Source organism: Pantoea sp. FN0307, assembly GCF_050113815.1.
Taxonomy (GTDB): Bacteria; Pseudomonadota; Gammaproteobacteria; order Enterobacterales; family Enterobacteriaceae; genus Mixta; species Mixta alhagi.
The window spans coordinates 49485-62172 of the sequence record NZ_JBNJSO010000003.1 but is presented as its reverse complement, the minus strand read 5'-3'; the positions used below and the strand labels follow the sequence as shown (position 1 = coordinate 62172).

10 protein-coding genes are annotated in these 12688 nt (G+C 46.7%); 1 reads left to right on the top strand and 9 read right to left on the bottom strand.

All coding sequences use genetic code 11. From position 1 onward, the window contains the following. Positions 1-4: 4 nt before the first annotated feature. The 9 genes from ACQE3Z_RS10775 to ACQE3Z_RS10735 all read right to left on the bottom strand — a co-directional run bounded on the left by ACQE3Z_RS10775 (position 5) and on the right by ACQE3Z_RS10735 (position 11449). Positions 5-1057: a fimbrial protein gene (locus ACQE3Z_RS10775; RefSeq protein WP_426973788.1), complete on the bottom strand. Its 1053-nt coding sequence runs from the start codon at positions 1055-1057 to the stop codon at positions 5-7. Positions 1058-1084: 27 nt separating this feature from the next. Then, positions 1085-3652: a fimbria/pilus outer membrane usher protein gene (locus tag ACQE3Z_RS10770; RefSeq protein WP_426973787.1), complete on the bottom strand. Its 2568-nt coding sequence runs from the start codon at positions 3650-3652 to the stop codon at positions 1085-1087. Between the two features lie 32 nt (positions 3653-3684). Next, a complete protein-coding gene (locus ACQE3Z_RS10765) occupies positions 3685-4410 on the bottom strand; it encodes a fimbria/pilus periplasmic chaperone (RefSeq protein ID WP_426973786.1) in 726 nt (241 codons plus the stop codon). Between the two features lie 89 nt (positions 4411-4499). Continuing rightward, positions 4500-5039, bottom strand: a complete 540-nt coding sequence (locus ACQE3Z_RS10760; protein ID WP_426973785.1) for a fimbrial protein — start codon at positions 5037-5039, stop codon at positions 4500-4502. 373 nt (positions 5040-5412) lie between these two features. After that, positions 5413-5727 carry a hypothetical protein gene (locus ACQE3Z_RS10755; RefSeq protein ID WP_426973784.1) on the bottom strand — a complete coding sequence of 105 codons (315 nt, stop codon included), beginning with the start codon at positions 5725-5727 and terminating at the stop codon, positions 5413-5415. A gap of 205 nt (positions 5728-5932) precedes the next feature. Then, a complete protein-coding gene (locus ACQE3Z_RS10750; protein ID WP_426973783.1) occupies positions 5933-8086 on the bottom strand; it encodes a peptidase domain-containing ABC transporter in 2154 nt (717 codons plus the stop codon). A gap of 41 nt (positions 8087-8127) precedes the next feature. Beyond that, positions 8128-9387 (bottom strand): HlyD family secretion protein, encoded by a 1260-nt coding sequence (locus tag ACQE3Z_RS10745; protein WP_426973782.1) that lies wholly within the window; start codon positions 9385-9387, stop codon positions 8128-8130. Between the two features lie 17 nt (positions 9388-9404). Further along, entirely contained in the window at positions 9405-10721 is a 1317-nt protein-coding gene (locus ACQE3Z_RS10740; protein WP_426974070.1) for a TolC family outer membrane protein, read from the bottom strand. 86 nt (positions 10722-10807) lie between these two features. Then, positions 10808-11449 carry a LuxR C-terminal-related transcriptional regulator gene (locus ACQE3Z_RS10735; protein ID WP_426973781.1) on the bottom strand — a complete coding sequence of 214 codons (642 nt, stop codon included), beginning with the start codon at positions 11447-11449 and terminating at the stop codon, positions 10808-10810. Positions 11450-12017: 568 nt separating this feature from the next. Here ACQE3Z_RS10735 and ACQE3Z_RS10730 point away from each other — a divergent pair. Beyond that, positions 12018-12608 (top strand): malonic semialdehyde reductase, encoded by a 591-nt coding sequence (locus ACQE3Z_RS10730; protein ID WP_426973780.1) that lies wholly within the window; start codon positions 12018-12020, stop codon positions 12606-12608. The last annotated feature ends 80 nt before the right edge of the window (positions 12609-12688 follow it).

The window sequence follows — 12688 nt, the reverse complement described above, 5'->3', positions numbered from 1 at the left end:
ACCATTACATATAATTAATAGTGTAAGTTACCGTTCCTGTTAATTCTCCCGGCGTCACTTTTTCCTTTGTTCGGTAATAGGCAGCTCTTAAAGGAACTGTTAATACATGAGAGCTTGATGAAAAGCTGCCTATTTTAAACCACGCATTATTTTCACTTTCAACAAAAGCGCCTGTACTATCCTGATGCAGGATCTGAAATCCAATACCTTCCGCCATGTTTCCGGCACGATTAAAAAAGGGGTAAACGCCATTTCTTTCTAACCCTGCCACCGGCGTACCGCTGAAAGCCATATTAATGGAAAGCGTACTCCATATATTTCCGTTACATTGCAGTGAAACTGAAAAATCGGTGACATGATTATCTGCCCGGCCACTTTGCGGTAGCTCAGCAACATTCAGACCCGGCAATGTTTGATAGATATTTGGTGTGGTTGTATTGCAGGTATATTCAGAGAAAGAGAGCTTTCTGACATTGGTGGCCCAATAATGTATATAACCATAACCCGCATCGCCAATAGAAAACAGGCTTACATCATTGCGAAACGGAGAGATAGCCATGCTCTCACCTGTTTTTACCAGCTCAACACGCACCGGAACGCTGATTTTTGTATAGTTTGAGGTGGAAATGCCCGGCACAAAAACTTTATCGGTAGAGTAGCCACTGTCATAACTTTTACTGACGGCATCCCTTTCGCCATTAATCGTGACAAAGAATGTTAATCCGCTTTTGTTTCCTAACGCATTTGTGGTATTTCCCCGATTGATATATATTTTTGCTTTTTCTGGCCCTGCGATTATGGTGCCCGTATTAAGCTCTTTGGCACACCACAAATCCAGGTTCATAGTGACATCATAAATCGTTGTCCCTATGGGCACCTTGTTAGGTATCTGGTTGGGGAGCTTATTAAAATCAAAGGCGAAAACATTATTAGAGGTATTAGAGTCAGGCGCGCATCGCACGGTTGTGGCATAGCTTGTATGGCAAATAAAACCGGAGGCCGCCAGTAAAATTACATATCCAGTATTGCGCGAGCCTTTTTTTATCAGGTCATTCATGATTTTCTCCCAATTTCAGCGCCAGATTTATCGTACCGCTTTGGCTAACGTTTCTTGTCTGGCAACCGGTGTAGGGTAACGACATGTTGTATTGAACCGCTGGAATTGACGTTGTCTTTTATCTGTTTTTTCCGGCAGGTTAACATCGAATAAACAGGTATAGCGGCTGTGCGGCCCCCAGCTAACCTGTAAACGATTCATGGTCTCCTCAAGGCGGATATACATTTGGCCCCCCTGGGCCACGACACCCACATCGCGTCCATCTTCGGTTTTTACGCTGGCACCAAAAGGCAGGGCTTCGCCGTTTGGCAACTGCGCCTGGATCAATACTGCATTGCCCTGTTTGGTTGGATAATTAACTTTTACTATCGCCCCGGCGCGCGGCACCACCTGCTTAACAGTGGATTCGAGTTCAACATCCAGCGGCATGCCAGTGGGATTAATAGCGATTTTATTGATGCGATAAGGGGTGAGCCAGGGAACCAGCGCATAGCCGGCATCGTTAACGATGACGCCCGGATAACCTTCAATTGATGCGCCCGCCGCGCCTTTGGCCTGAACCACAGCCTGCGTATCACCGGTGTAAGGGCTGGCGACCAGCGCATCCGGTAACAGCACGAAACTGCCATTCATTCCGGCCGTATAAGAGCGATAGCTTTTGCCTTTCGCGTAGCTGGCTTTCAGCTGTGTATTTCTGAAACGATAAGAACCCGATATATTTCCTGAGCTGTCGCCATTATTTTCACGCGCTACGCCAACATTATAATCTAACTGATCTTTTTCACCCAGGACGCCGCTTAACGCCAGCTGCGTAGTGATACCGTCATCACTACGCGTGGTATAGCTGTTAACATATGGTATATGGGATCCCCGCCCCAGCGGCAGCGAGAAAGAGAGAAGATATTGCGTTTCGCTGTAGGAAGCGTTTCTGGCGCGATTAAGGCTGATGCCATAATTAACTAACTTAAAACGATTGGTATAACCCAGCTGGTACTGCACATCGCTGCCCTGCCTGCCCCAGTAATTTTCTACATAACCGCTGGTGTAAATATTGCCGCCGTTCTCGCCCAATTGCTGATTTAACGTAAGAGATAAACGATTCTGAGGACGGTTTAATTGCAGCCCTTGCGCCTGATTCTCTTTCTGGTGGAAATCCACAAGCTGCGTAGCGTTATTCAAGTCCAGATAACCTGAAGAAGAAAACCGGTAGGCAGCCACGGAAATCGTGCTGTTAGTGGTCGAAATGAACTTGCTATAGCTGGCACGAACGCTAATGCCGTTTTGCGCGCTGGTGCCATCATCAAAGCTGGCCCCGGTAGCATCCAGAGCAAAAGCGCCCGCAGGCGTGCTGATGGCTCCGCCGACCAAACCGGCAAGGTAGTCACCGGAGCCCAACAGGCCGCTGTAACCAGTAAGCCAGTTGTTTATCCCGTACTGAAAGGTTGCCTGAAATACTTTAGGCGTATAGCTGAGATTTTGATTGCGCAGGGTTCCCATCAGCAGGCTGTAACGATAGCTGCCAGGGCGGATCATTTCCGAAACGGCCGCATAAGGCACGACAAACTCCGCTTCCCGGCCATCAGATTCCGTTACCGTCACGCGAAGATCGCCGCCATAGCCAGAGGGATAGATATCAATGATAGCAAACTCGCCCGGCGGCACCGTAGTTTCATAAATCAGGGCATTATTTTGCCGAATCTGTACGCGTGCGTTGGTTTGAGCAATACCGCGTACCACGGGAGCATAGCCACGTTGTGAGTCAGGCAACATCTGTTCAGAGGTTGCAAGCCTGACTCCCCGGAACATAAAAGAGTTAAACAGGGCGCCCGAGCTGTTTGCATCGCCGATTAAAATCCGCGCACGTAGTGATGTAATATCCCGCTGCAGGTTATTGCTCAGAACAGAGTAGCTGTTGCCGTTATTTTTACTCCACCTCCACGCGCCAGAATGCCGAAACATCCAGCCATGAATATTAAGGCTACCACCCAACTTGCTGTAAAAAGATTCCGAGCCGAACCTGCCCGAATCCTGTTTAAAGTAGCTGTTATCATAACTGGCATAGAGCGCATTGCTGCCCTCTTCCCATAGCTCAGGATCAACATAGCCGCGTGCGGTTCGGTTAAGCCATGCCTGTGGGATTTGAAGATTAAGGCGCATATCGGCAAGCACCATCTGCGCTTTAGAGGAAGGCTGGAGCGATTCCAGCGCCGTACAGTTACTTTCCTGACGCAGGGCATTCTGCAGCTCTGATGAGAGCTGGCCTGTGCGAAAACCGGTCAGGTTAGCCAGCGCCGGGCTAAAGCAAATCACAGACTCCCCCCTTTTCTCACGGACGGTCACGTTTTCGCGTCCCAACAGTTGATCATTTAAATAGATATCGCTGGCATAGATGCCTGGCGGGATCCTGAACTTGCCGTTAAACCGGGAAATATCGATATAATCCCCGGCAGTCTGATCAAGAAAGATAGGATCAAAAGAAACCTCCGCGCGGGTTGATGTCGAAAGCATACAGAAAATAAGCGCGGTAAAATGCCATGAAATGACGTAATTTCTTTGGTGATGGCAATAATGGTGAAAGAAAGAAAAAAATGACATAAACATACCCTTCATTATGTGAGTTATTTAAGTTAATAAATCTCTCTTTCTATCGTAACGCTGGCCCCGTAATCGTTAATATAAATGTATTTAAACTTACTCAAAGCAAACTTATTACCTTTGAAGGCATAAGTCACTCTGGAGAAAGGGGCGATCATCTTCCCCTCAGCATTAAACGTTTTATTCCCTGAGTTAGCCTCAACTGAAGTAATTGAAACATGGAAAGGGGAACGATTTTCTGCCTCAAGTATGGCTTTTTTATTATCCTTCACTACTCGCCAGATAACCTTTTCTGCAGCCTCAGCCGGAGAGATATCCTGAAGCGATTTCGGCCTGAAAAACAGTTTAATACGAGTACGGATTGCCATTTGCAATAAATTTTCCATCTTACCCGACGGTTTAGGTGGAATATCCAGCACGTTTAACCAAAAAACAGATTCTCTGTCTGCAGGCACATCAAAACCTTCGCCAAGATAATTAATTCGCAGCGTTCGCCCCTGGTGTGGCTCGATGCGAGTTACAGGAGGAAGAAGAATAAAGGGCACCTTAATGTTTTTTATCGCTTGATTCTTATCCCCGCTATCAATCCATGACTGAATCAAAGAAGAATAATCGTTCTGACTCTCCAGACGTACGGTAACCTCACTTTTTTCTTCAGGGTAAATGACGCGCGTACTATTAATTACAATACCGGCCAAAGCAGAGGTTATATTTAACAACAGACCGCAAAAAAGCAGTAAGAGAGATTTTATATTCATTCCTGATGCTATTCCTGAGGGTAAATATCCAAAATGAATAAATGCAAGAGCATAACTCCTGCATTTTTATCAAAGGGCAGGAATAGGCGTTACTGGTAGTCGATAGAATAGGTCACTGACGTTGCCAGTTCACCAGCGGTCGCCTTGCCGGTCGCATAGTAGTAAGCGCTGTAAAGCAGATTGGCTGTACCGGCTGCCGACAACGCAGTCGCGGGATTATTACGCTGGCTGGTGTTACCGACATACACATCATTTTCATCGTTGTCTCGCAGCTGAACCTGAACCTGCTGAGCACCAGAACTGATGGTGTTATTCAGACGTCCTGTTGCAGCATCAACCGTTGGGCCGTGTTCAAAATAGGCACGTACGCTGCCGGTGGCGGGCGTACAACCGGTCAGGTTCATGGTAAAAGCCGTGCGACCTGCCATCTTGCCAGCTTCATTCAGAGCAGAAGTGGAGAGTGAAGGCAGGTTAATAACGGCGTCAGCAGCGCCGCCATTAACTTTTACAGTACAGGTCTGCTGTGTCAGTTTGCCATTGATAGTGATTGTTCCATCCGCCGCACCGGCCGGAAGCACCATGACAGAAACTGTTAACGCAATCGCTGTACCTAATATTGTTTTTTGCATCTTAAACTCCATTTTATTTTTTAATGAAAAATGAATGCCGAGTAAAAAACCGTACAAGTTACTCGCGTGATCAATTAAGCCGAAAAAATAAAATCCATCCCATGAAATTTTATTTAATGACTTATAAATATTTATATCTTTACTGCAGAGGGCATTAACAACTAATGAATAATCGCATTAAGAATGCCCAGTACAGCAACGACGATTAAACATTAAATGAAAACGTTCATTTTCACATTAAAATTTATTTCACTAACTTTTTTCCATGCTAACGTGTGAGGTAAACCAGCATCCGAACCATTAACGCATTTATTATTTCACTTTCAGAAAGAGTATAAATAAACAATTAACACCCCGAGAGGATAGTTTCATGTTATTTTGGAAGCGGCAAAATAAGATTAAACCATTGCTCTGCGGTGGCGTTAAACCATTCGCACGTTTTATCCCAGCCATTTACCATACCGTACATGGTACCGAGCATACTGCCAGCGACGCTGCCGACAATCACGCCGCCAAGATTGCCTATGATTCCTATGCCCAAAATGCCTCCACTATTACCGCCCACCGTAGCCGCTTTTAACAGGCCGGAAGACGCGCCGGTAAAACTGCCAATCACCATAGAGCCTATCGTTTCGAAGAATTCACCGCCTGACACCTGGCTAATTTCATTTAATTCTAAATATCGCACAATCGCTCCTTATTAGCTGTTTCAATTACTGAATTATAAAATCTCAATGACAACGCATTAATAGCATTTATATGCTATTTACTGTAAGGGCATGCAACAATAGTAAACAATCTATTATTGACAGCGCCCTATATTGATGATTTTTACGCGGGCAAACCTATTATTTCCATGAACGATAAATAATTAAATCATTTCCACCACTTATCTACTGACTATTGTTTTTATGTAACAGCGCATACTGGCTTTTATCAACTTCGACTACGCTACCCTGATTTAAAAGAATAATTCTATCCGCGCTACAGATAGTTTCAGGCCGGTGGGCGATGATAATTCGGGTAACAGGCATATTTTTTATTGCCTCATTAATGCTGCGTTCACGATCAACATCAAGATGACTGGAGGCTTCATCAAGAATAAGCAGAGAAGGTTGACGATAAAGCGCCCTTGCCAATAACACGCGTTGAATCTGACCACCGGACAGGGAGGAGCCCATATCCCCTACCAGACTATGATAGCCCATCGGCATGGCCGCGATATCTTCATGTATTTGTGCCAGTTTTGCGGCAGCCTCTATGTTTTCCTGTGCGGGAGAAGCATCAAAAAAGCTGATATTGTCGGCAATGGAACCGGCGAACAGGATATCGTCCTGCATGACGCAGCCAAGACGATCGCGGTAGTTACGCATACCCAGTTTTTTAATGTCGATGCCATTTATTTCTATGCTGCCTGACTCCGGTTTCAACAGTCCCATAATCAGCTTGGCCAGAGTGGTTTTGCCCTGTCCGGATGGGCCGATAATCGCTACTGATTCGCCAGCCGCTACGGAAATAGAGCAATGATGGATAACGTACGGCTCTGTTATCGCATAACGAAAACAGAGATCGTTAATGGTTAACGAAGGTGGCGCACCATCCGCTTTAGTGATGGCTGGTAACCGTGTTTCCATATCAGCCTCCGGCTCGGTTAACACGATATCTGCCAGACGTTCGCCATGCAGACGCAACATAGTGAAATCGATAACAGCATCAACCAGCCCTGAAGCACGCCCAATAAACTGGTCGGAAAAGCTGATAAAAGCGACCAGCATCCCGCTGGTAAAATTGCCTTCCAGTACCTGTAAAGCCGCCATCCATATCAGGACAATCCGCCCGACGCCTGAAATCAAGCTTTGCAAGGTACTAAAACCGATCGACAAGCGCTGTATCGCCACGCCTTTATTCGTGCTTTCAACCAGCGCATTAGCATACGCCGCGACGCGAATTTCCTGTTTGTTATTAAGCTTAACCGCCTTTACGCCGCGAATAGATTCAAGCAGCTGGGATTGTGCCCGCGCCGAAGCGGTAATTTGATCTTCATTGGCCTGACGGAAAGGACGAAATGAAACCCAGCGAATAAGCGTATACGCCACTAACAGCGCGATAACCAGCCACGCCAGCTTGATATTGTAAATAAACAGCATGCCTAACGTGACAATCGCCATTACGCCATCAAGGATCGAACTGATAAAACGTCCGGTTAGCGTGCTTTGTATGGTGCCAATAGAGCCGAATCGTGACAGCACATCGCCCACATGCCGTGATTCAAAATAGGTCATCGGCAGGCCGAGCAAATGCGCACAAACGTTCGCGGTCCATTGCACGCTAAGCAGGCTTGAAAACCAGGTAGTGACCCAGGATCGCAGCGCAGAAACAGAGACGCTTAACAGCGTAACGGCAATAAAGCCGCAGCCCAACAGGGTAAGCAGATCATAGTCCGCCGAGACTAAAACCTGATCCATGACCCATTGCATATAAAAAGGCATCAGAATGCCAAAGAGTTCCAGCGCTACCGACAGAATCAAAATCTGCGCAAAAGCCGAGCGAATACCGGTTACATCACCGATCAGCTTTAGCATGGAGATGGATTGTTTTTCCTGCACGCGGGTAAAGGTGGCACCCGGCAACAGCTCCAGCGCAATGCCGGTGAAGCAGCGGGAAACGTCTTCCATTGGGACATCCCGTCGGCCGATGGCGGGATCGTGAATGGTTATTTTATCTTTCGAGACGCTTTTCAACACCACGAAATGGTTCATTTCCCAGTGCAGGATGCAGGGACGCCGCAGCTTCACCAGCTCATCCAGCTCAAGCCTTAATGCCCGGCCAGCCATTCCCAGCTGATGCGCAATCAACATGACATCGGCCAGCGTTGCGCCCTTAAGCGAAGTGGGAAACCGCTTACGTAACGTGACCATATCAATGCCGTGACCAAAATAGTTGGCAATCATCCCAACACAGGTCAGGCCGCATTCCGTTGCCTGTGTTTGCTGCATAACCGGTAATTTACGGCGCCAGCCAAAGTTAAGTGCTTCTAAAAACTTCATGAATAATACAACTCCCTGTTGTAGTCCCACGGCGGGTTAAATTAATTTCCTGAACGACGACCAAGCGCAAAAAGCGGCTCCAGCACCCATTCATAGAGGCGTCGTTTATCAATCAGGAAATCCGCCTCAAGCGCACTGCCAGGGCGAAGCTTTTCCTTGCGTCCATAAACATTGATGTCTTGCTTATCCAGCTGTACCACCACACGATAATGTTGTTCCTGCACATTGTTATGGCCGGTAAGCGTGGCAACCTCCTGAGGCGACAGCGCAACGCGGGAAACATCAATCACTTTGCCGTACTGCTGACCAAATTTCTGGAAAGGAAACGCCTGATAACGCAGCACCACTTTCTGACCGGGTTGAATGAAACCGATCGCCCGGCTGCTGACCATAATGCGCGCCTGAAGCTCACCCTCGTCCGGCAGCAGTGCAAACAGTGTTTGACCGGCATTCACCATTTGGCCGGTTTTAACCATGACCGATCCCACAATGCCCTGCGCTGGCGCACGTAGCACCACCGATCGCCGGGATTCATTTTCCGCTAACGACTGATCGATTTCTGACAGGCGTCGTTCAATCTCGTTTTGTTTATTACGCACATTCATCGGCAGCTCGCGCAGCTGCTGGCGCGTTTGGGCAAGCTGCTGCTGAATATCAAGCTGCTGACGAGCAATATCCTGTAAGCGCGTTTCGGCATCGATCACCACAGCTTCCTGCTGTTCAACCTGGCTGTTTGAGGCGTAACCCTGTTTGCGCATCAGATTGATTTTTTCCTGTTGCCTGCGCGCCAGCCTGACCTGACGGGAACGCTGACGTTGCTGAACGCTAAGCTGCTCCATCTGGGCGCTTAACAGCCGCTCGCGCTCTTTAAGCCCTTTCATCTCTTCAGCGGCCAGCTTTTCCTGATTGTCTAAATCTGCTTTCAAACGGGTCCGCTGAATATTCAGCTGCTGCGCGACTTTTTCACGTGTAAGACCCAGCGCGGTGTAGACTTCTGAAGAAATGGTGGCGATGGCGTCGCCCTTTTTTACCCGCTGACCTTCTTCTACGGTAATATCGACCACGGTGCCGGTGGTAATTGCCGCAATATTCATAATTCCTTTGGCGGGCAGTAGCTGCCCCGATGCGGTTTCCCGCTTGGTATAACTGCCAAAAACAAACAGCACGGCTATCGCCAGAGTTATCGCTCCTACTAAAGAAACAATTAGCCAGCGATATGGCGGACAATATAAAGCCACGGTGCCGATCATGGTGGTTTTATTCGCCTCTAATGCTTCCTGACGAAATAACGATTCACTCATTCAATTAACGTCCTTGTTTAATTAACGGAGGTTTTTTTATTATCCGCAGCGCAACGGTATTGATCCAACGTTGAATAATCCAGCTCGCCTAACTCCACAGATAGTTTCAGTCTGGCGTTTAAATATTCATATCGCAGTTTTGCCAGTGCCTGTAGTGATTTATAATATTCCTGCTCTGCGTTTAACTCGTCGATGATAGTTCGCAAACCTACTTTTCTGCCATATGCCGTAGAGTTCACTTTGTTTTTTGCCGAAGCTAACGCTTTCTTTTCCGCCAGATACTGATTTTGTCCATTTTTTAATTTAAGCCAGGCGGATTGCGTTTCCTGACGCGCCTTACGACGCGCATTCTCCAGGAGATCCTTTCCCTGTTCGCGACGTCTGACCGCTTCTACAGACTGAGAAATTTGTGACCCGCCAGCAAATAAAGGAATAGAAACATTGATGCCGATGTTACTGGAATGTGTTTTTGACGTGGTGCCGAAAACATAATCAAAAAAATTAAAATCCTCCGCCTTACTCTTACTCCAGTTGGTGCCATAGCCCGCCTGTAATGTCACTACCGGCAGATGCGCGCCATGCGCGGCGATCAGATCGGCTTTGGTTTGTTCCAGTTGAAAAAGCGCGGCGCGGACCTGAAGATTATTTTGTCCGGCCTGCTGCTCCAGGGCTTTAAAATCATCAGAAACCGGAAAGCGCATCACGCATGACAGAACAACCGGCTGAATTTCATCAGGATTACGCCCGGTCAGGCGGGAAAAAATTATTCCGGCCTCCTGCAGATCGTTTTTAGCAGCGATCTCATCCGCTATCGCCCGGTCATAGTTGGCCTGCGCCTCGTCTCGTTCAAGACGTGTGCCTTCACCCACCTTTAACGCAACCTCAGTTTGACTCAGCTGTTTACCATAGGCAGCTTTTGCATTAATGGCGCTCTTTAGTACATCCCTCTGATAAATAACCCGAAAGTAAGCCTCTGCAACGCCGGTAATAAGTTTTTGCTCTGCCAGCATCAGCACAACATCGGCATAGTTAGCTATGGCGTCGCCGCGTTTCCATGCCGCATATTTTGCGATATCAAACAGCGGCTGCGTAAGGCTAAAGCTGTAACTATGACGTGTGACGCCTGCAGCATAGGTGGCTTTAGGCTGATCCTGTTTGGCATAAGAGCCATTCAAACTGATGACCGGCAACAGACTGGCAAAACCCTGCAGCCTTTTTTGGCTATCCGCCCGCTGTGCGTTGCGCGCCGCACTGATTTCACTGTCATAAATGCTGGCTGACAACACGGCTTCCTGCAGTGTCAGGCTATGCCCGCTCCCAGGCAGGATAATCAACGCCGAAAAAAACAAAGCTATTAAGACGTTAACTCTTCTGATGTGCATTATCAAAATCCTTTTCAATAAACAGAAAAAACAAAAGGCTAAATAATATTATTTATGCAGGCGTATTGAATAAGCTCGCTATTAGTATGCACATTAAGTTTTTTCATGGCGTTATACTTTTGCGTAGCAACGGTGCTTACCGCACGGTTTTGTTTTTTAGCGATATTGGATAATGACAGCCCCATAGAATAAAGCTGAATGATCTCCCATTCTTTTGCCGTTAACCGGCTCGATTTTTCAATATCGCTTTCAATAATCGATTTTATATTTTTCGAAACCCAGGCTGTGCTGTGTTTTTTGGTAAACACCTCGCATAGCGCTTTTTTTATTTCGCTAACCGCATCATATTTACTGACAATTGCATCAACACCATAGTTAAGCGTTTTTTTCAGAATTGATAGGTTATTAAACTCCGTATAGAGAATAATTTTAGCCGCTGGAAAACGTTTTTTTATCGCTCTGATTTTTGAAACACCATAGAACTGGCGGCCATCGCTATCGTAAGAGAGGTCGGTGATAATAGCATCTACTCTATGCTGTTCTGTATGTTTAATCGCATGATCTTCGTTTAAAGAGATGCCCGGCAATATATTACAACCTAATTCTTGCTTAAGGTAATTACAAAGAAAATACTGAACAGCAGGGTACTTATCTGATATAGCCAAGTTAATTTTCAACATAGTGATATATCCCGTATCTGTTTACCCGGCAACAGCGGGCTCCATGCGTTTACTCTAATACATAGTGTAAGCACTGGCACCATATGGATTTATTAATGTCTTTTTGCTTAATTATTTGAGGGATTCTAATAACTTTCCTGGTTATTCACAAGGCGCACTTAAGGTAAAGATAAAAGTGAAAATAAGTAAATGGCATATTCAGAATCGATTGATGATGATTGATATTATAAAATATTTAGAAAAATCAATATTCGGACAAATATAATCCGGCTTATTACTGTTGCAGCCTTGTTTAATCTTTAACAATGAAAACAGATTAAATGCGATTACAAGACAATTCTCAATTATCTTTAAAGACCATTCTCAATCAATGCATTTTAATTCGCTTTTTGCGACGCTTACTTATTTACAGGCGTAACTCCCGAAGGCGGTTCTATCTTCCTGGTTGCGCTCGGGGCTAACGCCGTAACATGAGGGTGCATTTCTGCCATACAAAAATCATCTTGGTCAATGAGTGAGCCAGTCGCTAACGTTTTCTGTACCGTTAACTCACAGTAAGGAAGCCAGCATGGCCGTTTCTCTTGATCTTCAGGCGTTAAGCACCCTGTTTACCGAGGCCAGAACCCATAGCCACTGGCAGGATAAAGCGGTCGATTCAGCATTATTGCATCGGCTTTATGAGCTGGTTAGTCTGGCCCCTACCTCAGCTAATGCTTCTCCGGGACGCTTTGTTTTTATTACCAGCGCATCGGGTAAGGAGAAACTGAAGCCTACGCTCTCGAGCGGCAATGTGGAGAAAACGCTGTCAGCGCCAGTCACAGTAATTGTGGCTTCCGACGGTAAATTTTATGATCGGTTGCCAGAACTCTTTCCCTGGGCTGATGCCCGCAGCTGGTTTACCAGCAGCCCGGAGCTGGCTACTGAGACCGCTTTTCGCAACAGCAGTCTACAGGCAGGCTATTTGATTTTGGCGGCTCGCGCGCTGGGCCTGGATGCCGGTCCCATGTCGGGATTCGATGCGGAGAAGGTTAACGCATTGTTTTTTGCACAGACCCACTGGAAAGCCAATATGCTAATCAATCTGGGTTATGGCGAAGCGAGTAAGCTGCACCCGCGTCTGCCTCGTCTGCCGTTTACTGAAGCCTGCCGTTTCGCCTGAAGCCTTATCCGGCACGTTTTAACGCGTCTCCGTGCTTTTTTACCGCACTTATTTAAACCTATTCCGAAAAGCACCCTGTA